The 20,347-nt window shown below is 66.3% G+C and carries 25 protein-coding genes and 1 tRNA gene; 20 read left to right on the forward strand and 6 right to left on the reverse strand.

Annotated features, from left to right (window positions below; genetic code table 11):
- The first annotated feature begins 102 nt into the window (after window positions 1–102).
- The 4 genes from LY05_RS09335 to LY05_RS09350 all read left to right on the forward strand — a co-directional run bounded on the left by LY05_RS09335 (window position 103) and on the right by LY05_RS09350 (window position 3,938).
- Window positions 103–1,275 carry an ROK family transcriptional regulator gene (locus LY05_RS09335; RefSeq protein ID WP_211356307.1) on the forward strand — a complete coding sequence of 391 codons (1,173 nt, stop codon included), beginning with the start codon at window positions 103–105 and terminating at the stop codon, window positions 1,273–1,275.
- Between the two features lie 73 nt (window positions 1,276–1,348).
- A complete protein-coding gene (kynU, locus tag LY05_RS09340) occupies window positions 1,349–2,575 on the forward strand; it encodes a kynureninase (RefSeq protein ID WP_148922955.1) in 1,227 nt (408 codons plus the stop codon).
- 53 nt (window positions 2,576–2,628) lie between these two features.
- A tRNA-Ser gene (locus LY05_RS09345) sits at window positions 2,629–2,718 on the forward strand.
- Window positions 2,719–3,107: 389 nt separating this feature from the next.
- Window positions 3,108–3,938 (forward strand): protein NO VEIN domain-containing protein, encoded by an 831-nt coding sequence (locus tag LY05_RS09350; RefSeq protein ID WP_148922956.1) that lies wholly within the window; start codon window positions 3,108–3,110, stop codon window positions 3,936–3,938.
- A 3-nt stretch (window positions 3,939–3,941) separates the two neighbouring features.
- Here the strand turns inward: LY05_RS09350 and LY05_RS09355 are convergent, their stop codons facing one another.
- The 4 genes from LY05_RS09355 to LY05_RS09370 are packed head-to-tail and all read right to left on the reverse strand — an operon-like array spanning window position 3,942 to window position 6,329.
- Window positions 3,942–4,322 (reverse strand): hypothetical protein, encoded by a 381-nt coding sequence (locus LY05_RS09355; RefSeq protein WP_148922957.1) that lies wholly within the window; start codon window positions 4,320–4,322, stop codon window positions 3,942–3,944.
- Complete coding sequence (locus LY05_RS09360) at window positions 4,322–5,641, reverse strand: recombinase family protein (protein WP_104070238.1); 1,320 nt, start codon at window positions 5,639–5,641, stop codon at window positions 4,322–4,324. The genes LY05_RS09355 and LY05_RS09360 overlap by 1 nt, the downstream gene beginning before the upstream one ends.
- Window positions 5,638–6,114 carry a DUF2924 domain-containing protein gene (locus LY05_RS09365; RefSeq protein ID WP_148922958.1) on the reverse strand — a complete coding sequence of 159 codons (477 nt, stop codon included), beginning with the start codon at window positions 6,112–6,114 and terminating at the stop codon, window positions 5,638–5,640. The genes LY05_RS09360 and LY05_RS09365 overlap by 4 nt, the downstream gene beginning before the upstream one ends.
- Entirely contained in the window at window positions 6,111–6,329 is a 219-nt protein-coding gene (locus tag LY05_RS09370; RefSeq protein ID WP_148922959.1) for a hypothetical protein, read from the reverse strand. The genes LY05_RS09365 and LY05_RS09370 overlap by 4 nt, the downstream gene beginning before the upstream one ends.
- Before the next feature lie 351 nt (window positions 6,330–6,680).
- On the opposite strand from LY05_RS09370, the gene LY05_RS09375 reads away from it, so the two are divergent.
- Both LY05_RS09375 and LY05_RS09380 read left to right on the forward strand, forming a co-directional pair.
- Window positions 6,681–7,592, forward strand: coding sequence for a DNA-processing protein DprA (locus tag LY05_RS09375; protein WP_148922960.1), 912 nt, complete (start codon window positions 6,681–6,683; stop codon window positions 7,590–7,592).
- Window positions 7,552–8,238, forward strand: coding sequence for a hypothetical protein (locus tag LY05_RS09380; protein ID WP_170258935.1), 687 nt, complete (start codon window positions 7,552–7,554; stop codon window positions 8,236–8,238). Before LY05_RS09375 ends, LY05_RS09380 begins: the two co-directional genes overlap by 41 nt.
- A gap of 66 nt (window positions 8,239–8,304) precedes the next feature.
- On the opposite strand, the gene LY05_RS09385 is transcribed toward LY05_RS09380, so the two are convergent.
- Together LY05_RS09385 and LY05_RS09390 are read right to left on the reverse strand one after the other, a co-directional pair.
- Entirely contained in the window at window positions 8,305–9,036 is a 732-nt protein-coding gene (locus LY05_RS09385; protein WP_148922962.1) for a hypothetical protein, read from the reverse strand.
- Between the two features lies 1 nt (window position 9,037).
- Entirely contained in the window at window positions 9,038–9,715 is a 678-nt protein-coding gene (locus tag LY05_RS09390; RefSeq protein ID WP_148922963.1) for an XRE family transcriptional regulator, read from the reverse strand.
- Window positions 9,716–9,825: 110 nt separating this feature from the next.
- Between LY05_RS09390 and LY05_RS09395 the strand changes: the two genes are divergently transcribed.
- From LY05_RS09395 to LY05_RS09460, 14 genes are all read left to right on the forward strand, one after another.
- Window positions 9,826–10,509 (forward strand): hypothetical protein, encoded by a 684-nt coding sequence (locus LY05_RS09395; protein ID WP_148922964.1) that lies wholly within the window; start codon window positions 9,826–9,828, stop codon window positions 10,507–10,509.
- A 211-nt stretch (window positions 10,510–10,720) separates the two neighbouring features.
- Entirely contained in the window at window positions 10,721–10,927 is a 207-nt protein-coding gene (locus tag LY05_RS09400; RefSeq protein ID WP_148922965.1) for a helix-turn-helix transcriptional regulator, read from the forward strand.
- Window positions 10,924–11,289 (forward strand): hypothetical protein, encoded by a 366-nt coding sequence (locus tag LY05_RS09405; protein ID WP_249041920.1) that lies wholly within the window; start codon window positions 10,924–10,926, stop codon window positions 11,287–11,289. The genes LY05_RS09400 and LY05_RS09405 overlap by 4 nt, the downstream gene beginning before the upstream one ends.
- A gap of 27 nt (window positions 11,290–11,316) precedes the next feature.
- Window positions 11,317–11,805, forward strand: a complete 489-nt coding sequence (locus LY05_RS09410) for a hypothetical protein (protein ID WP_148922966.1) — start codon at window positions 11,317–11,319, stop codon at window positions 11,803–11,805.
- Window positions 11,802–12,674, forward strand: coding sequence for an ATP-binding protein (locus LY05_RS09415; protein WP_148922967.1), 873 nt, complete (start codon window positions 11,802–11,804; stop codon window positions 12,672–12,674). Before LY05_RS09410 ends, LY05_RS09415 begins: the two co-directional genes overlap by 4 nt.
- A gap of 19 nt (window positions 12,675–12,693) precedes the next feature.
- Window positions 12,694–13,296, forward strand: a complete 603-nt coding sequence (locus LY05_RS09420; RefSeq protein ID WP_148922968.1) for a hypothetical protein — start codon at window positions 12,694–12,696, stop codon at window positions 13,294–13,296.
- 10 nt (window positions 13,297–13,306) lie between these two features.
- Complete coding sequence (locus tag LY05_RS09425; RefSeq protein ID WP_148922969.1) at window positions 13,307–14,983, forward strand: DEAD/DEAH box helicase; 1,677 nt, start codon at window positions 13,307–13,309, stop codon at window positions 14,981–14,983.
- Complete coding sequence (locus LY05_RS15390) at window positions 14,980–15,405, forward strand: DUF6511 domain-containing protein (RefSeq protein ID WP_249041922.1); 426 nt, start codon at window positions 14,980–14,982, stop codon at window positions 15,403–15,405. The genes LY05_RS09425 and LY05_RS15390 overlap by 4 nt, the downstream gene beginning before the upstream one ends.
- On the forward strand, window positions 15,402–16,163 hold the full coding sequence (locus LY05_RS09435) for a PD-(D/E)XK nuclease family protein (protein ID WP_148922970.1): 762 nt from the start codon (window positions 15,402–15,404) through the stop codon (window positions 16,161–16,163). The genes LY05_RS15390 and LY05_RS09435 overlap by 4 nt, the downstream gene beginning before the upstream one ends.
- 44 nt (window positions 16,164–16,207) lie before the next feature.
- Window positions 16,208–18,526: an AAA family ATPase gene (locus LY05_RS09440; protein ID WP_249041923.1), complete on the forward strand. Its 2,319-nt coding sequence runs from the start codon at window positions 16,208–16,210 to the stop codon at window positions 18,524–18,526.
- 355 nt (window positions 18,527–18,881) lie between these two features.
- Entirely contained in the window at window positions 18,882–19,403 is a 522-nt protein-coding gene (locus LY05_RS09445) for a crossover junction endodeoxyribonuclease RuvC (RefSeq protein ID WP_211356308.1), read from the forward strand.
- Window positions 19,400–19,606 carry a hypothetical protein gene (locus LY05_RS09450; RefSeq protein ID WP_428842401.1) on the forward strand — a complete coding sequence of 69 codons (207 nt, stop codon included), beginning with the start codon at window positions 19,400–19,402 and terminating at the stop codon, window positions 19,604–19,606. Before LY05_RS09445 ends, LY05_RS09450 begins: the two co-directional genes overlap by 4 nt.
- A complete protein-coding gene (locus tag LY05_RS09455; protein WP_211356309.1) occupies window positions 19,603–20,076 on the forward strand; it encodes a DUF6362 family protein in 474 nt (157 codons plus the stop codon). The genes LY05_RS09450 and LY05_RS09455 overlap by 4 nt, the downstream gene beginning before the upstream one ends.
- The coding region (locus tag LY05_RS09460) for a helix-turn-helix domain-containing protein (RefSeq protein WP_148922972.1) at window positions 20,061–20,347 on the forward strand (287 nt) is incomplete at its 3' end. The genes LY05_RS09455 and LY05_RS09460, both read left to right, overlap by 16 nt.

Genomic DNA, 20,347 nt, shown 5'->3' on the forward strand with positions numbered 1-20,347 from the left:
GGTCGATCTGTCATGGCGGGGCGCGATTCGTCAATAAATAACTCATGTTGATTTATTTGCGGCTCCCAGATAGGCTGCCCGAACCTGGAATGCGGAGAGACCATGCGCGCAAGCGACCCAGCCGGGCTTCGAGCCTACAACGAGCGCGTCATCATCAACGCGCTGCTGCGCCGCGGCCCCATGTCCAAGGCCGAGATCGCGCGCGAGACCGGGCTCAGCGGCCAGGCGGCCTCGGTGATCGTCAACGCGCTGCTGGCCGAGGGGCTGCTGCGCAAGCTCGAGAAGGTGCGCGGGCAGGTCGGGCAGCCCTCGACGCCCGTCGCGCCGAACCCGTCGGGCGCCTATGCGCTGGGCGTGAAGATCGGCCGCCGCAGCGTCGAGGCGGCGCTGATCGACCTGACCGGCGCCGTCGTCGCGCACCGCCACGCCCCGCACGCGGCGCCCTTGCCCGAAACCTGCGTCGCCGCCGCCGCCGCGCTGGGGCGCGCCTGTCTCGACGCGCTGGACGAAGAGGGGCGCGCGCGCGTCGTCGGCATGGGGCTGGCCATGCCGGGCGACATGCACGCCTGGCCGCGCGAGATGGGCCTGCCGCCCGGCGCGCTGGACGGCTGGCGCGGCTTCGATGCGGGCGCGGCGCTGCAGGAGGCGCTGGGGATGGCGCCCATCGTGTGCAACGACGCCACCGCGGCCTGCGCGGCCGAGATGCTGCTTGGAAGCGGCATCGCCTCGCGCAGCGCGCTTTACATCTATCTGGGCATGTTCGCCGGCGGCGGCGTGGTGATCGACGGACGCCTCGTCATGGGCGAGCAGGGCAACGCCGGCGCGATCGGGTCCATGCCCGTCGGCGCGCCCGACGCGCGCGGGCGCCCGCAGCAGCTGGCTCATCGGGCGGGACTGATCTCGCTCGAGCGCGCGCTGCGGGAGGCGGGGCTCGACGCGGGCGCGGCGATGCAGGGCGCGCCGCTCGAGGCCGAACAGGTCTTCCGCCGCTGGGTTCGCCAGGTCGCGCCCGAGCTGGCCCTGGCCGCGGCGGCGGCGCTTTCGGTCATCGACTTTCCGACCATCGTGGTCGACGGCGCGCTGCCCGCGCCATGGCGCGCCAGGCTGGCGGCGGCGACGGCGCGCGAGATGGGCGCGCTCAACCGCGCGGGGCTGTCGCCGGCGGTTTTCGCGGTCGGCGCGCTGGGCCATACGGCGCGGGTTCTGGGCGCGGCGTCGCTGCCGCTGCAGCGGCGCTTCTCGCCCGATCCCGAGCTGGTCGCCCGCGCGGGTTGAGCGGCGGCGCGCCGCTTGACGCGGGCGCGCGGCGCGGGTCATCTGCGCTGGCCGCGATGAAACGGAGCCCGCCATGCCATCCGCCGATCCCGTCCTGCGCAAGGAGCTGTTCGATCTGCCCGAGGGGCTGATCTACCTGAACGGCAACTCGCTGGGGCCGCTGCCGCGCCATGTCCCCGAGCGCCTGCGCCGCGTCGTCTGCGACGAGTGGGGCAAGCTGCTGATCCGGGGCTGGAACCTCGGCTGCGACGGCCAGGGCTGGGTCGACCTGCCCGCCCGCCTTGGCGCGCGCATCGGCCGCCTGATCGGCGCGCCCGAAGCCGCGGTGGTGGCGGGCGACAGCACCACGGTGAACGTGGTCAAGGCGCTGTCGGCCGCGCTCGAGCTGCAACGCGCCGACGCGCCGGGCAAGCTCACCGTTCTGTCGGATTCGGGCAACTTCCCCACCGACCTTTACGCCGCGCAGGAGCTGTGCCGCGCGCTGGGCCGCGGGCTGCGCCTGAAGGTCGTCGCGCCCGAGGAGGTCGCCGACGCCATCGACGAAGGCGTCGCCGCGCTGATGTTGACCGAGGTCGATTACCGCACCGGCCGCCGGCACGACATGGCCGCGCTGACCGCCCGCGCGCACCAGGCCGGCGCGCTGGCGATCTGGGATCTGGCGCATTCGGCCGGGGCGATGCCGGTGGATCTTGCCGGTGCGGACGTCGATTTCGCCGTCGGCTGCGGCTACAAGTATCTGAACGGGGGGCCCGGCGCGCCGGCCTTCATCTACGCCGCTCCGCGCCTTGCCGACCGCATCGCGCCGGCGGTGGCGGGGTGGATGGGGCATGCGGCGCCTTTCGCCTTCGAGCCCGCCTACCGCCCCGCGCCCGGCGCCGACAGGCTGCGGGTGGGCACGCCGCCGATCCTGTCGATGGTCGCGCTCGACGCCGCGCTGGACGTATGGGAGGGCGTCGACCTGGCGGCCGTGCGCGCACGATCGCTTGAGCTGAGCGAGCGCTTCGTCGCGCGCGTCGAGGCGGCTTGCGCCGGCGAACTGGAGCTGGCCAGCCCGCGCGATCCGAACGCCCGCGGCGCGCAGGTCTCGTTCCGCCACCCCGAGGGCTACGCGGTGATGCAGGCGCTGATCGCGCAGGGCGTGATCGGGGATTTCCGCGCGCCCGACCTGATCCGCTTCGGCTTCGCGCCGCTATACCTGTCGGCCGAGGAGGTGGACGCCGCCGCCGCGATCCTGGCCCGCACGCTCGAGGCGCGGCTGTGGGACGATCCGCGCCACCGCGTGCGCGCGAAGGTGACCTGAGCGGCGATTGAAGCTTGCAAGCGGGCCTGCGCTCGTTGTATCCCGCCGGCTACGGAGAGGTGGCCGAGTGGTCGAAGGCGCACGCCTGGAAAGCGTGTATACGGGCAACCGTATCGCGGGTTCGAATCCCGCTCTCTCCGCCATCATCACCATTGCGAAACTTGCAACACCCCCGGACAGCGCCGGAATTTTCCCTGTTTTCAAAGGGGTTTGCGGGATGGGTGCGAACCTCTGAGACGGGCTGCACCCCCGGTTTCAGTCTCTGAACCGTCCGCGGTCTCTGGTCGAGCGAACCTCGCGCAATTCGGTTCGGTGTGATTTTCACAAGCGTTTTCAATGGCCTGAGTTTCACCCCCGCCAAAACTTCGCCCCCTGTTTCCAATGCCTACAAGCGGAACGTGGCCCGAACAAACAGGAGGCGTAGTGGCTGGGGCCGGTGGCAGGCTGGTGCGTAGGGGTGACGGCATATGTCACCCGTCCGACCGCGAAAGCCTTGATGACAAAAGCGTAATCCGTCTCTAGCCTGGCCGCGATGTCGAAAGCGCCCTGGACCGATGAAGAAAACTACCTGATCGTCGCGGATTACTTCGCGATGCTGGCCGATGACCTGGCCGGGCGGCCCTACAACAAGGCCGAGCATCGCCGCGCGCTCCTGCCGCTCCTGAATGGCCGGTCCGAGGGATCGGTCGAGTTCAAGCACCAGAACATCAGCGCGGTTCTGAAGGGCCTCGGCGAGGACTGGATCCCGGGCTACAAGCCCGCCTTCAATTTCCAGACATCCCTGATCGATGCCGTGGCGCGGTGGCTGGCGCTCAACCCTGCCTGGCTGGGACGGATGCCGAAAACCGCCGCCGGATTGCGTGAGGCCGCGCCGCTCTGGGTCGGCCCGGCGCCGACGCTCTCAAACCAGCCGCCGCCGCAAGAGCTGGAGCAGATGCTGCATGTGGCCGCCAAGTTCGATGTCGCCGGCCGAGACGAGCGAAACCGCGCCTTGGGCCGTGCCGGCGAGGAGCGCGTGCTGGCGCATGAGCGGGCAACGCTCAAGGCCGCCGGGCGGGATGATCTGGCGCGTAAGGTGCGCTGGGTTTCGGAGGAGGATGGCGATGGCGCGGGCTACGACATCGCCAGCTTTGAACGAGACGGCCGCCCCCGTCTGATCGAGGTGAAGACGACGAATGGCTGGGAACGCACACCGTTCTACATCAGCCGCAACGAACTGGCCGTGGCCGAGGAACGGCGCAAGGAATGGTGCCTGTTCCGGCTCTACCGGTTTTCCCGCGAGCCCAAAGCGTTCGCATTACGCCCGCCGCTCGACGCCCATGTCTCGCTGACGCCGACGACATTTCAGGCGAGCTTTCATTGACGGTCACGCAAACACCCGCTCCACCTGCTCCTCCCATGGTAGCGAGGCGATCAGGCAAAGCTCGTAGATGGTGATCGCGCAGGGTTCGCGGTGGACGACGAGGCGTTCGAGTACCTCGGGCGCCAGCCAGGCGAGGCGTGTGAGGCGGCTGAGGTAGCGGTCGGAGAGACCTTCGTCGGCGGCGAGATCGGTGAGCGTGGCGACCTCGCCGGCCTCAAGCATCTTCCGCCAGCGCCAAGCCCGTCCGATGGCGCGCAGGAGGCGGGGATCCTGACCGGTGGGCGTTGCGGCCTCCGTGTCCTTGGGCGGCAGGATGCGCGGGCGGCCGCCGCGCTTGCGCAAGGTGAGCGGCACGTGGACGCGGATCGTGTCTTGCGTGGGCATCAGGCTGCGTCCTCTGCTTCGGGCGTCAGCAGGCTCGCCAAGGCGCCGAGCCCGTCATGGCGCAGGTCGATGTCCATGCCGTCCTCGCCGACCGTTACGCGCGCGACCAGGAGCTGCACCACGCGCGCCTGTTCGGCTGGGATCAGCGCGGCCCACATGTCATCGAATTGCGCGAGCGTGGCGACGACGGTGTTCTCGTCGAGATCCGCGCGTTCCTTCTTCAGTGCCCGTGCCGTGCGCGCCACCACCTCGGGCGTGCGCAGCATCCGCCGCACTTCGGCGATCACCGCTTCCTCGACCATCGCCGCCGGCAGCCGTTGCGGCCCGCGCAGCTCGGCCCTTGGCCGGCCCCGGATCACGTCCATCGAAGTGTAATAGCAATAGCGCTTGCCCTTGCGCTTGGTGTGATGCGGCGTCATCGCGGCGCCGGTCTGGGTGAAGATCAGCCCGCGCAAAAGGGCTGGCGCGGCCGCCCGGGTGCGCCCGGCGCGGGCATGCGTGTTGCCCTTGAGAACGGCATGGGCGGCGTCCCACAACTCGGGGCTGATGATCGCCTCATGCGCGCCGGGATAGGTCGCGCCCTTGTGGGTGATCTCGCCACGATAGATGCGGTTGTGCAAAAGCTTGTAGAGCGCGCCGCGGTCGATGGGCCGGCCGCGCTTGGAGCGGATGCCGCGCGCGTCCAGTTCGCGCACGACCGAGGCCGTGGTCTCGGACCGCGCGAAAAGCTCGAAGATGGTGCGAACGTTCTCGGCCTCGGCCGGGTTGATGACCAGCTTGCGGTCAACGGCGTCATAGCCGAGCGGGACGAAGCCGCCCATCCACATGCCCTTCTTCTTCGAGGCGGCCACCTTGTCGCGGATGCGCTCGCCGATCACCTCACGTTCGAACTGGGCGAAGCTGAGCAGGATGTTGAGCGTCAACCGCCCCATGGAGGTGGTGGTGTTGAAGGACTGGGTGACCGAGACGAAGGTCACGCCGTGGCGGTCGAAGATCTCCACCAGCTTCGAGAAATCCATCAGCGCGCGGCTGAGGCGGTCAATCTTGTAGACCACCACCACGTCCACCAGCCCGTCCTCGATGTCGGCGATCAGCTGCTTCAGCGCCGGGCGGTCGAGCGTACCGCCGGAAAACCCGCCGTCGTCGTAGCGGTCCCGCAGGCAGGCCCAGCCCTCGGCGCGCTGGCTGGCGATGTAGGCCTCGCAGGCCTCGCGCTGCGCATCGAGGCTGTTGAACTCCATGTCGAGCCCTTCCTCGGTGGACTTGCGGGTGTAGACGGCGCAGCGCAGGCGGCGCGCGGGCGTTTGTCGCGCGGTCATTTCACCCCTCCCGTCCGGTCGAGGCCGAAGAAGCGCCAGCCGTTCCAGTTCACGCCGGTGATGGCGCGCACGGCGGCCGAGAGCGACTTGAAGCGCCGCCCCTGCCATTCGAACCCGTCCGCCAGCACGGTGACGACATGCTCTTCACCCTCCCATTCGCGCACCAGCTTGGTGCCGGGGGCGGGTTTGCGCGGATCCGAGACCATGCCGCCCAGCTTGCCGGCGGCGACCTCCTCGGCCAGCACATCGAGCGTGCGCCGGGTCTCGCGCCCCAGCCCGCCGAGGGCCAGTTCCTGGATGCGGTAGCCCAGTCGAAGCTCGAGATTGCCGCGGCTGCCATTGGGCGCAGGCGCGTCGAACAGCGCCTCCCATTTCTCGCGCAACTGCGCCACGCTCATCGCCCGCAGGGCCGTCAGCTCGGCCAGGACGTCGGGCCGTCCTTTGGGGCTTCCATTCGATCGAGAGTTCGTCATTCCTCGCCTCCAACTCGGTTTCGCAACTGCCTCCGACGACGGCGTCTGAGGGCGAGAATGTCCAGCGAACTGTCTGGATTGGTCGAAGGATTCTCGTGCGTGGTCAGTGGGTTGGTGCGCGAAATGGCACCGGCGAGGATATCGGCGAGCTCAGCGAGCCGCTGGCTGGTCGTGAGCGCCTCGGCGGGCGGCGCGAAGGGCAAGTCGTCGGGCATGGGGAGCGAACCTCCTGAGGCAGTTTGCTCCGTGTTCGCCGCGCGAGGGGAAGAATTTCAAGAGAAATCAGAGGGTTGTCGTAGGGATGCGAGGCGACGCGAACCAGATCGGGCTCGGAGTGCTGCGTAGGCCACATGCCGACGGCCAGATTTGACAGGCCTCTATCATCGAGGCATCCGGTGCGAAACTGTCGGTACAGACTGATGGAGTTTTGGCGTGTTCGAGCAGCGGTGCATTCCGCGCATTGGATTGCCCAAGACGTCGAAACCTCCTATGGACAGTCGATGGGAGAATAGGTAAAGTTCCCAAAATGTTCCATAATGCTGGGTTCGCCAGCAAGGGCGGGAGTCATGACACAACTCGAATTCGGAGAACTCGATTTTGCTTCACGAGCAGTATCGCCGTTTGTCGAGTTAGGTGCATACGAGGCGCTCTGGGACCAGGACAGGGCAAGCTTCAAGACCCTTGCCGCTCGTTTTGCCAAATCGCCAGGGTCAGTGCCGTCCGATTTCATCGCTCGCTCGCGTGCAACGGAATATGCAAATTCCGTCCATAACCGTTTGCTCTCAGCGGGGATTCGACATTACGGTGTGCGCATCCATGGCGCTGGTGAGTACCCTGAACGGCTTAGGGATGCAGAGTATCCGATAGAATTATTGTATTATCAGGGCTGGTGGGAACTAGTTAACTCACCCCGTTCAATAGCAATTGTGGGGACCCGTAATCCGTCTGAAGACGGTGCGAAGCGCACACGGCGACTCGTACGATCTCTCTTAAGTGATAACTTCACCATAGTATCTGGGCTCGCTGCTGGTATTGATGCGATTGCCCACACAACGGCAATTCGTGAAGGTGGGCGTACAATTGGAGTATTGGGAACACCTCTTTCGCGAACCTACCCAAAGGAAAATGCGAAGCTTCAGGAGGAGATCGCGCGGGACCATCTTTTGATAAGTCAGGTTCCGGTGGCCCGTTACGAGCGAGCTCCGAACCCAACTGCTAATCGTCACTTTTTTCCAGCGCGGAATGTGACCATGTCAGCATTGACCGATGCCACGGTTATCGTTGAGGCCGGCGAAACTTCTGGAACTCTTGTTCAGGCTCGGGCTGCACTCAAGCAGGGTCGTAAGCTATTCATCTTAGATAGCTGCTTTCGAAATCCAAAACTGACCTGGCCGCACACTTATGAGAAACGCGGGGCTATCCGCGTCCGGGATTACGATGACATCAGACAACAGCTCATTCCCGGACCGACTCACTAAAATTGATGCGCTTACGCGAGGCGATCACTACTACTTGCAAGAAGAAGATGCTTGCTTTTTCCTTGGTGAATATACCGCACGAAAGGGATTTTCCTACAGTGCCACCAATAATTTAATCATAAACTTCAAAAAACCGATGGATAGACGCGGAACTCCCCAATGGAAGTACAAGGGAAAAATGATCCGCGCAGCCGCAACAGCCCTGTTCAAGGCCATCGGCTCATCGAACCTTCGCGATTTCACCTTTGTCCCGGTCCCTCCATCCAAACGGAAGGACGATCCAATGTATGACGACCGGATGCAGCAAATGCTCGACGTTTTCGCTGGTCTCGTGCTCAATCAACACGACTACCGACCTGATATCCGGCCTCTCGTAGAGCAGTCAACGAACACGGTGGCTGCACACGACACAGACGTGCGACCTACACCTGATGATTTGGCAGAGCTCTATACTGTGAACGAAGAAATGCTGCAGGATGGATGTCGAAGCAGGATTGTCATATGCGATGACGTCTTGACTACAGGTTGTCATTTTAGGGCAATGGTTACTGCAATTTCGAGGCATGTTCCGGATGTGGAATTTCGTGGCGTCTTTCTCGCTAGGCGAGTTCCTGAAGCCATAGACATTGAGGATTTTGATTGGTGACCTGCTGCGGTCAATTCACGCCGTTGGACAATTCATTTTGCTGGTATCAACTGGCCGTGGGCGGGCTCAAAACCGCGCCGCCCCACGTGCTACGCCATCCGTCTCCAGCCGCAGCGCCGCCCGCCACAAAGGCGTCTTCATGAACACCGCCTCCTCGAACCGATAGCCGGCCGCGCCGTGCTCCTGCTGCAGTAGTCCCGCCCAGCAGAGCGGCCGCAGAACCTGGATGTAGAGCTGGCCCATCACGTCGTCATAGCGCGGAAGCGGCCCTGCCTCCGGCTCGCCGAAGAGTACGCGGCGGAGGTGGCCGCCAGTGGCGCCGTCCTCGGTCTCGACATTCAGCACGTTCAGAAACACATCCCAGTTGCCGAGGATCGGCGTTTCGTCGAAGCGCGACAGGCTAGCGTGGTTGATGCGGTACAGGAAGAACGGGACGACGGTGCCGAAGATCCGCCCGGGATGTCCGACCAGCGCCTGACCGGCCTTGGTCAGCCGGAACGCGCCCTTGTAGTGCCGTCCGAGCTTCATCGCGATCATCAGGCCGTGCAGGATTTCAAGCGGCGGGAAATCCCATTCGTTCAGCACCTTGTTGACGGCGAAGAGATCCGCCTCGGTATGGCCGGGCCAGTCGAACTCGGCCGCCGCCCAGTGCACCAACACCCGCTCGAATGCCTTGGACGACGTCAGGGGGATCCCGCCATGCTCTCCGATCCAGACAAAGGTCTTCTCGATCCCGCGCACCAGCGGCGAGAACGTAAGCGCCGGGTCGGCATCGTCGATCTCCCGAAACGCGATCACCTCAAATCTCCCGCGCGAACCAACGAATGCGGCCGACGATGTGGATTTCGCCGGCCGTTCGTTCATAGGGGCTGTAGACGGGATTGTCCGAGATCACGCGCACCGCGGGCGGGTCGCTGTTGGGGATGTGCTCGAGCCGCTTGGCGACGAGCCCCATGCCGTCGTCCAGCACGAAGATGCCGGGCGGGTTGGGGGTGCGGCGGGCCATGTCGACCAGCACCGTGTCGCCGCTGAGAAGCGTCGGCGCCATGCTGTCGCCCTCCACATGCATGATGCGCAGCTGCGAGGGGCTGGCGCCGAGGCTGCCCTTTATCCAGGAGCGGCGGAAGTGATAGGCGCGTCCGGCGCTGTCCTCGTGATCCTGCACCACCGCGCCGCCGCCCATGGACGGGCGCGGGCTCGCGTGGGCGATGGAAACGAAAGCCTCGTCCGGGTTCTCGATGAAGGGGGGCGTGCCCTCGACATCGCCGATGCCATGGATCAGCCAGTCGCGCTCCACCTTCAGCACCTTTGCAACCGCGCCGAGGCGTTCGACGTTCGGACGGGTCGAACGGCCCCGCAGGATGTCGTAGACGAAGGAGCGGTTTACCCCGGCCATCTCGGCCACATGCGCGGGGCTGAGCCCGAGCTGGTGCGCGCGGGCCCTCAGGCGGTCGGCCAGTGTGTGATGCAAGGTCATGTTGTCCCCAGCGGGTTGTGGATCAAATAGGATAAAACAGGACTGATCGCGAGGCGTCAAGAGAATAGGAACAAAGGGTAAACAATTGGGGCGGGATTCGGAGGGCGCGGATGCATATCGAGAAGCTGTATTTCACGCTGCCCGAGATCCTGGAGCGCTGGTCGATCAGCGAGGATGACCTTATCTATCTTGCCGAGAACGACAGGCTGCGGCTGTCGGTGCGGGTGTTCGGCGTGCCGATCGAGTTCGGCGATTTCGAGGAGACGCCGGAGGGGGAGTATTTCCCTGTGCCGTGGGAGCAAACCCGCTACAACGGCCTGCTGGATCTGCACGCGCAGGACGTCTTTCAGCTGTTCCGCTGTGGCCAGATCCATGTGAGAGCGTTCCGCACCGACCGAGCCGGTTACGCGGTCGTGCAGGACGGCGCTGAGCCGGTTCTGGTGCTGATCGGGGATCTTCTGCTGCGGCGGGATGAGCGAGATCGCTTTGAGATTCAATCCGGATTCTCCGGTCGTTCGGGAGCAGGCGAGGAGAACACCTTCATCGCCTCCGCCGACTACCAGGACGTACGCTGCAACGGTTACCGCTTCAAGCTCGGCCCGATCCAGGCCGAGGTGGTGCGCGCACTGCATGCGGCCGCGCAGGCCGGCGAGCCCTGGCAGAACGGCAAGGCGATCCTCAGCATGGCCGGCTCGAAGAGCCTACGCATGGCGGACGTGTTCAAGTCGAAGAAGAATTGGCGTCAGCTGATCCGCTCGGACCGCAAGGGCGGCTATCGGCTGAACGTCGACTGAGTCGCCGCTTCCCCTCACGGTCCGACTCGCGGATCGCGCCAAAGGGGGATCGGCTGGGGGATGGTGGGGGATCACCCATCCCCCACCTGACCGGAAACCCCACGCCTGCAAGGCGCAAGTGATCCCCCTCCGCATCCCCCGCTGATCCTGACGACATCCCCCAGCGGGATTTGGCATCACTTCCTCGAAGCCACCAACGAGGGGAAGCACGATGCGGAAACCACATTGTCTCAACCAGAAGGAACTCGCCCGGCGCTGGACCATTTCCCACCGCACGCTGGAACGCTGGCGGTGGGCGGGTGAAGGCCCGGCCTACATGAAGATCGGCGGCCGGGTGGTCTACCGGCTCGAGGACATCATCGCCTTCGAGCAGGGCCAGTTGCAACAGACCGCCGAAACCGCGCCGGGAGCGGCATGATGGGCCGCCTGTCGCCCATCACCGAGGCCGAGGTGGTGCCGATTCACGGGCTGAATGGCCCCGGGCTCGACGAGGTCGGGCTTTGCGCCTGGATCGCGCAGGCCGAGCCCGGAGAGACGCTGGTCTATCACCGAGGCTTCCTCGCGGTAGATGCGACCTCGGTCGTCTCGCGGCTCTCGTCCGAGCAGCAGCGCAGCCTGCAACGGGTGGCGGCCGCGGCCATGCGCGCCGCAGACCAGGGGCTCGTCCATCTCGTGCAGACCCGGCTCGGCCCCGACGAATTTGCCTACATCGCCATCGCCCGCCCCAGGCCGGGCCCGCCCGGCGCGTCGCTCTCCATGCGGCTGCTTGAAGCCGCCTGACACCCATTCCCCCAACAGGAGATCAACATGCCATACCCCGAGAACAGCCCGAGCATCGACGAGTTGCTCAACCTGCCCACCGGAGAGATCGCCGAGTTGCCGGTCGAGCTGCTCGCCGTCCTGCAGCGCGAGATCGCCGAGGCCGCGCGCCAGATGCGCGCCGTCAGCGCCCGGTTCAACGCCGCGCTGGATGTCCGCTACGGCTCGCGTGCCGCCGAGGCCCGCCGCGCCTGCGGCAAGGACACCGGCACCGTGCGCATCGCCGATGGCGACTTCACCGTGGTGGCTGACCTGCCCAAGCGGGTGGATTGGGACCAGGAGCAGCTCGCCGCCATGGTGGAGCGCATCCGCGCTGCCGGCGACGATCCCGCCCAATATGTCGATGTCACCTACAAGGTGTCCGAGCGCAAATACGCTGCCTGGCCCGAGGCCATCCGCGCCGGCTTCGAGCCCGCCCGCACCGTGCGGCCGGGTGCGCTGAAGCTCGAGATCAAGCCGGAAGGGGCGGATCAATGACCCTCCCCATCATCACCGCCGATCAGCGGCTGGCCGAGATGCGCGGCGTCAAGGCCGCGATCTTCGGAGCCAGCGGCGCGGGCAAGACCACGCTGTTGCGCACCCTCAAGGCAAGCACGACGCTGTTTCTCGACCTCGAAGCGGGTGATCTCGCCGTCGAGGGGCTGGCCATCGACACGATCCGGCCGCGCACCTGGACCGAATGCCGGGACTTCGCGGTGTTCATCGGTGGGCCCAACCCGGCCCTGCGCGAGGATCAGCCCTACAGCCAGGCGCATTACGATGCCGTCTGCAGGAAGTTCGGCGATCCGGCGGCGCTCGAGAAGTACGACACGATCTTCGTCGACTCGATCACCGTGGCCGGGCGGCTCTGCTTCCAGTGGTGCAAGGGCCAGCCCGAGGCGCATTCCGACAAGACCGGCAAGCCCGACGTGCGCGGCGCCTACGGGCTGCACGGGCGCGAGATGATCGGCTGGCTCACGCACCTCCAGCATACGCGGGCGAAGAACGTGATCTTCGTCGGAATCCTCGACGAGAAGCTCGACGACTTCAATCGCAAGCACTTCGTGCCGCAGATCGAGGGCTCCAAGACCGGGCTGGAACTGCCCGGCATCGTCGACGAGGTGCTGACGCTGACCTCGCTGCCCGACCAGCAGGGCGAGCCGCGGCGGGTCTTCGTCTGTCAGACCCAGAACCCCTGGGGCTATCCGGCCAAGGACCGCTCCGGTCGGCTGGAGATGCTCGAGCCCCCCGATCTGGGTCGCCTGATCGACAAGATCCACCAGCCGCTGCCGCTCGATGCGCGCCCGCTGGTGATCGACCCGCCCGCGATCCCGGCGCCTGCCACCACCCCTCAAACCGATCCCTGAAACTGAAAGGATCAATGCCATGTCTGGCCTGTGGAACGATTTCAACGACGCGCAATCCAATGCCAACCTCATCCCCAAGGGCACGCTTGCCAAGGTGCGGCTGACCATCCGGCCCGGCGGGTTCGACGACCCTTCGCAGGGCTGGACCGGGGGCTATGCCACCCGCGGCTCGACCGGCGCGGTCTATCTCAACGGCGAGTTCACCGTGCTCGAAGGCCAATATGCCCGGCGCAAGATCTTCACCCTGATTGGCCTTTACAGCCCCAAGGGGCCGGACTGGGCCAACATGGGCCGCAGCCTCATTCGGGGCATGCTGAACTCGGCACGGGGGATTTCCGACAAGGACCAGTCGCCCCAGGCGCAGGCGGCGCGACGGATCGGCGGCTTTGCCGATCTCGACGGGCTGGAGTTCGTCGCCCGGATCGATGTCGGCACCGACGCCATGGGCGAGGAGAAGAACGAGATCCGCGCGGCGGTGACGCCGGAACATCGGGATTATGCCCGGATCATGGGGACGGCAGGGCACGGTTATCAGCCGCCTGCGCAACCTGCGCCGCAGTCTTCGACCGCGCGGCAACCCACCGCCCCGGCAACCCCGGGCCGCCCGTCCTGGGCCGAGTGAGGGCACGCCCATGCGCCTTCGTCCCCGCCAGAAACTCTTCGTGGAGCGCAGCCTCGCTGCGCTCTCGACCCACGGCAACACACTCGGCATCGCACCGACCGGATCGGGCAAGACCATCATGTTGTCGGCCGTCGCGGGCAAGATGGTCGAGAGCGGTGCCAAGGCCTGCGTTCTGGCCCATCGCGACGAGCTGACGGCCCAGAACCGCGAGAAGTTCGGCCGGGTCAATCCCGATATCTCCACCTCGGTGGTCGATGCCGTCACGAAGGACTGGTCCGGCCAGGTCACCTTCGCCATGGCCCCGACCCTGAGCCGCCCCGCCAATCTCGAGGCCATGCCGCAGCTCGACCTGCTGGTGATCGACGAAGCGCATCACGCGATTGCCGACAGCTACCGCCGCATCGACGACCGGGTGCGGGACGCCAATCCAGAGGCCCGCATCTTCGGCGTCACGGCGACGCCCAACCGGGGGGACCGGAAGGGTTTGCGCGAGGTCTTCGACAACGTCGCCGATCAGGTCCGGCTGGGGGAGTTGATCGCCTCGGGCCACCTGGTGCCGCCGCGCACCTTCGTGATCGACGTGGGCTTGCGCGCGCAGCTGCAGAAGGTGCGCAAGACCGCCCTCGACTTCGACATGACCGAGGTCGCCGAGATCATGGACCGCGCCCCTGTTACCGACGAGGTGATCCGCCACTGGCGCGAGAAGGCGGCCGGGCGGCCCACCATCGTCTTCTGCTCGACCGTCGCCCATGCCGCCCACGTCGCCGAGGCCTTCAACGCGGCGGGTATTCCGGCGGGGTTGATCCATGGCGAGCTTTCCTCCGACGAGCGCCGCAACATCCTCGCCGCCTATGCCTCGGGCGAGATCGCCGTGCTGGTCAACGTCGCCGTGCTCACTGAGGGCTTCGACCACCCGCCAACCTCCTGCGTGATCCTGCTGCGGCCCTCATCCTGCAAGTCGACCATGATCCAGATGGTCGGGCGCGGCCTGCGCACCGTCGATCCCGAGGAACATCCCGGCGTCGTCAAGACCGACTGCGTGGTGCTGGATTTCGGGACGTCGAGCCTGATGCACGGCACGCTGGAACAGGACGTGGACCTCGACGGCCGCGAGGCCAGCGGCAGCGCGCCCACCAAGACCTGCCCCGAATGCGAGGCCGAGATCCCGCTGGCGGCGCGGGAATGCCCGCTCTGCGGCGCGCTGCTGGTCGAGCCGAAGGACGAGGCCGGCGGCGAGGCGCTCGAGGGCTTCGTGATGACCGAAATCGACCTGTTGAAGCGGTCGAGTTTCCAGTGGGTCGATCTTTTTGGCGACGAGGCGGCGCTGATGGCCACGGGCTTCACCGCCTGGGGCGGCATCTTCTGGCTGGACGGGCTCTGGTACGCGGTCGGTGGCCGGCGCGGCGCCCAGCCCCGGCTTCTCGGCATCGGCGAACGCGCGGTCTGCCTTGCGCAGGCCGATGACTGGCTGAACGCGCATGAGAGCGATGAGAGCGCCTTCAAGACCCGCGGCTGGCTGCGGCAGGCGCCGACCGAGAAGCAGCTGCAATACCTGCCACCGAGCGCGCGGCAGGATTACGGGCTCACCCGCTACCACGCCTCGGCGCTGATCTCCTTCCGGTTCAACAGGCGCGCCATCCAACAGCTTGTCCAGGCCGCCGCCACGCCGGAACGGAGGGCCGCGTGAGCCATGTCGCGCAAGTCCCATCCCCGCCCGCAGCGGCTTCGGATCGACCGGGCCGTGATCGCCTCTGGCATCCGCGTTTCCACCTTTGCGCCGTCTGCCTGCGCCCCGCGCAGGGCTTCGGCTTTTTCGATCCCGACAAACCGCGCCCGCGCAAACACCGCTGGTTCTGCTCGATGCCCTGCCAGCAGTGGTTCGCGGCCCGTCACAGGAAAGGACTGACCATGATCGGAACGACCGATGAAGAGCGTCTCGCCATCGCACTGGTGATGAAGCGGCTGGGCCGCTTGATGGGCGATATCGGCTGGCAGAAGCGCCTCTGTGAACTCTCCGAGACCGAGGTCACGGCCCTGATCGAGGAGGTGCTGGAAGGCTACGGCGCCGAGATGTCCCGCGTCGCCCAAAAGGCGGAGGTGCCGTTTTGACGCTGGATTTCAACCATAGACCGGGCATCGCCGAACGCATCAACGCCGCCGTCGACGCCGCCCTCGAGGCGGAGCGCGCCGCGACCCCACCGCGGGACTATCTCGGCGCCTCCCGCCTGGGGCAGTCCTGCGAGCGGGCGCTGCAGTTCGAGTTTGCCCATGCGCCGAAGGACGAGGGCCAGGAGTTTTCAGGCCGCTCGCTGCGCATCTTCGCCATTGGCCATGCGCTCGAGGATCTCGCCGTCAAGTGGCTGCGCGCCGCGGGGCTCGATCTCGTCACCCGGAAGCGCGACGGCGGCCAGTTCGGCTTTTCGGTCGCCGGCGGGCGCATCCGCGGCCATGTCGACGGGATCGTCATGGGCGCCCCCGCCGCCATGGGTCTGCGCACGCCCGCTCTCTGGGAATGCAAGACGATGAACGCGAAGAACTGGCGCGAGACTGTGGCCAAGGGCGTGACCGTGGCGAAGCCCGTCTATGCCGCCCAGATCGCGCTCTACCAGGCCTACATGGAAGCGAGCGTGCCGGGCCTCTCGGCCAACCCGGCGCTCTTCACCGCGATCAACAAGGACACGGCCGAGCTGCACCACGAGCTCGTGCCCTTCGACGCCGAACTCGCGCAGCGCATGTCGGATCGCGCGGTGCGGATCCTGCGGGCCACCGACGCGGGCGAGTTGCTGCCGCGCGTGGCCCGGAACCGCGACTTCTACGAGTGCCGCTTCTGCCCCTGGGCCGAACGCTGTTGGGGGCTGCCCGGATGAGCGACGCCCCCAAGGACCCGCCCGAACCACCCGAGGACACCGACATGCGCGACGACAGCACGACCGACCAACCCGAGGCCAACCTGGTCCATTTCAACCCCTGGCGCGATTTCAACGACGCGGCGCCTATGCTCGACCCGTTCGGTGACGAACCCGACCCCGAGCAGATCGCCTCTTTCATGGAGGTGGTGTTCGGCTACTGCGACGGGCTGATCCCGGTGCGCAGCTTCATCGACAAGGGCCAGGGGATCGACGGCCGGCCGCATAACATCTGGATCGCGGCCGACGATACGGCGCCCGGCAAGATGGCGATCTTCGCTGACTGGGCCGCGCGCGAGGGGGCCGCGGTCTACGTCATCCCCGGCACGGTCGCGGAAACCGGCCAGGCCAAGGCTACCGATGTGGCGCAGATGCAGGCCGTGGTCGTCGACATCGACAGCGGCGACATTGCCGCCAAGCGCGCCCATCTGGAGCGCCATCTCGGCCCGCCCACCATGGTGGTGGAAAGCGGCGGCATCACGCCCGAGGGCCAGCACAAGGCCCACGTCTGGTGGAAGCTCACCGAGCCCGCCGAGGGCGACGATATCCGGCGCCTCTGCCGGTTGCGCGGCGACATCGCCGCCAAGGTCGGGGGCGACATGCATTTCCGCTCGGCGCATCAGCCGATCCGGGTGGCGGGCTCGGTCCATTACAAGAACGGCCTCAAGACGCTGGTGCGGATCGTGGAGTTGAACGCCGGGCTGGAACGCGACCTCGACGAGTTCGCCGAGGCCGTGGCCGACATGCCGCCCGCGCCGGGCGTGAACCTTACGCCGGATTTTGCCACGACTGACAAGCCCGCCGTGGAGGATGTGCTGGTCACCCCGGTGCGCGAGGGTGGCACCGACGACTGGTCGCGCTTCGAGGGGGCCTCCGCCGCCATCGGGTATTTCATCCGGCTGGTCCATGAAGGCCGCCTCTCGAAGAACGAGGGCTGGGAGGCGATCTGCGGCTACAATGCGGCAATGCTGCGGCCGCAGTGGCCGGTGGAACGGCTCAAACGGGAATCCGAACGCCTCTGGGCCCGCCATGTCGAGCGCCACGGGCCGCCGCTGGTCCGGCTGGACAGCGCCGCGCCGGTGCCGGACGAGATGCCCAGCTTCACGCTGGGGCAGCTGCTCGACGACCAGAGCCCCATGCCCGCCGACCTGATCGGCCCCCGCGTGCTGACGCCGGGCGGCCTCCTGGTGCTGGGCGGCGCGCCCAAGGTGGGCAAGAGCGATCTGCTGATCGCATTGCTGGTGCACATGGCCGCCGGGGTGGCTTTCCTCGGTTTCACGCCTCCACGGCCCTTGCGCATCTTCTACCTGCAGGCGGAGATCCAGTATCACTACCTGCGCGAGCGGATGCAGCAGATCGGCCTGCCAGCGGACCTGATCGCCGCCGCGCGCGACAACCTCGTCGTCACCCCGAAGCTGAAAATGCTGCTCGATGCCGAGGGCAGCGCCCGCGTGGCCGCGGCGATCAGGGCGGCGTTCCCCGACGATCCGCTCGACATCCTCTGCATCGACCCGATCCGCAACCTCTTCGACGGCGGGCCAGACGGCGGCGGCGAGAACGACAACGCCGCGATGATGTTCTTTCTTAAGGACCGCGTCGAGGTGCTGCGCGACCACGTCAACCCGGATTGCGGCGTGATCCTCGTCCACCACACCAAGAAGCTGTCGAAACACCAGGTGAAGGAGGATCCCTTCCTGGCGCTCTCCGGCGCCAGCGCGCTCAGGGGTTTCTACACGACGGGTTTGATCCTGCACCGGCCGGACGAGGACGCATCGGAACGGAAGCTGGAGATCGAGCTCAGGAACGGCCCCGCGCTGAAGCCCAAGCTCGTCGACAAGGTCAAGGGGGCCTGGGTCGAGGTCAACCCGATGAACGAACGGCTCGTGCGCGCCGAACAGGGCGCTAAGTTCGATGCCGAGCGCGTGCGGAAACAGGACGTGATCCTTGCCCTGTTGCTCGACGAAGCGGCCGAGGGGCGGCTTTACACCTCCACCCAGTTCGGGGCGGCCTTCGAGAACCAGCACGGTCTGGGCAGTCAATACACCATCCGCGACCGGCTGAGCGTGCTGGCGACCAAGGGCTTCGTGAAATTCCGTCGCGACCTGGCCGAACATGGCTACCCCGCCACAAGATCACACTTCGGCTACCTCTGCGTGGAGGGCATGCGGTTTGGCCGCGATCCGGTGGTCGATGCCGAGACCGGGGAGGTCCTGGCGGAGGGTGAACCGGTCCTGCCGACTCATTTCAAATGCCCCCATTCCGGGCGCGCCAGGGAGGTCGAGAACCCCGCCGTCTGGGTCTATCCGGAGGGGCTCGATGAGTGACTTCGTCATATGACAAAGGCCTTAGTCATCCTCATGCCTTGTCATGAATCCAATGAAATCAACAACTTGGCGATGACGATGACAAAGGCCTCTGTCATGCCCCTTTGTCATCCAAAACGGGAGAAAGAAACGTGAAAACAGAGACTTGCAAGGATCCGATGAAGAAGAGTGGAAACCCCCATACTCCGTATGGGGGCCAACCTGAAGGTTTGGCCCCCATCCATACGGAGCGGAGCATCCGCGCGCGTGGGCTTTGACCTTCCCTGAACCCCAATCCGACGACGGCGGCCGGTACCGCCAAGCATCAACCGCCGTCGTCTTCCGCCCGAGCAGCCACCAGAAAAGGAGACCACCCATGGCTGATACGACTCTGTCCGGCACCGAGCCGGGCGCAACCCTGAATCCGCCGTCACGCACCATCCTCGCCCTCGATCTGGGCACCACGACAGGCTGGGCGTTGCTCGGCCATGACGGTCTGATCACCACCGGCACGGTCAGCTTCCGCCCCGGCCGCTTCGACGGCGGCGGCATGCGCTATCTGCGCTTCACCAACTGGCTGACTGAGATCGATCGGCTCTCGGGGCCGGTGGAAGCGATCTGGTTCGAGGAAGTCCGCCGCCATGCGGGCACCGACGCGGCCCACGTTTACGGCGGGCTCATGGCCACGCTGACCGCATGGGCCGAACTGCGAGGCGTGCCTTACGAGGGCGTTCCGGTGGGCACCATCAAGCGCCACGCCACCGGCAAGGGCAATGCGCCGAAGCAAGCCATGATCGACGCGGCCCGCGCCCGGGGCTTCAGTCCGGCCGACGACAACGAGGCCGATGCCATCGCGATCCTGATGTGGGCGATCGAGACCAAGGGCGGGCTGGCATGAAGGCGATGCGCTTCACACCGCCGGGCTATGGCGGGCGGCGACGCGATCCCGATGAGGTCAAGCGCGACGGCTGGCGGGAGCAGGGCCTGCTGGCAGTTTCCCTTGACGACCAACGGCTTACTTGGCCTGAGCGTGAACTGGTGCGGCAACTCGGCGAGCGTCTTTACGGCGCGCGCCTCGACAAGACGGAGGACAAACGATGACCCATTGGACACCCGCCCTCGTGGAGGAACGGCTCGCGGAAGCGGCCTTGGTCCTGCGACGGCTCCCGGACCCGCGCCGGCGCGGATACTTCTCGACCTGGCCCGAGATCGTCCACAGCTTTGCCGACAAGGTTGGCCAGGAGCCGAAGCAGATGCGCGTGCTGCCCTCGCCGCAGGCGATCAGCCGGATGGAGGAGACGCTGACCTGGGCGTCCTGCCTCGAGCCCATCGACGGCAAGATCGTCTGGATGAAGGCGCATGGCGAACGCTGGAAGGAGATCTGCTACGCCGTGGGCCTGCAACGGGCGGCGGCCCATCAGCATTGGGCCTACGGGCTTTCGGTCATCGCGCTGACCTTGAACCGGCAGCCGGTCAACCGACAGCTTTCCAAGCGCAAGCTGATCTGTTCCCTTAACCTTCTTTCCGTGCGATACAGGGAAAGGAGGACCATCTCATGGGACAATCATTGACAGCAAAGAAGCGCGGGTCGCGTGACGCGGCGACGAAGGTGGCCGAGCAGCGCCTGAGCGTGCTTGAACTGGCCAGAGAGCTTGGCAACGTCGCCGAGGCATGCCGGCGGCGGGGCATGGACCGCACCAGCTTCTACGAATGGCGGCGGCGGTTTCAGACCCACGGCTTCGAGGGGCTGAAGGACCTGCCGCCGATCCACAAGAGCCACCCGCAGACGACCCCGCCGGAGACGGTGGAGAAGATCAAGGCGCTGGCGCTCGAGCACCCGGC

Source organism: Oceanicella actignis (assembly GCF_008124525.1).
In the GTDB taxonomy this organism is placed as follows: Bacteria; Pseudomonadota; Alphaproteobacteria; order Rhodobacterales; family Rhodobacteraceae; genus Oceanicella; species Oceanicella actignis.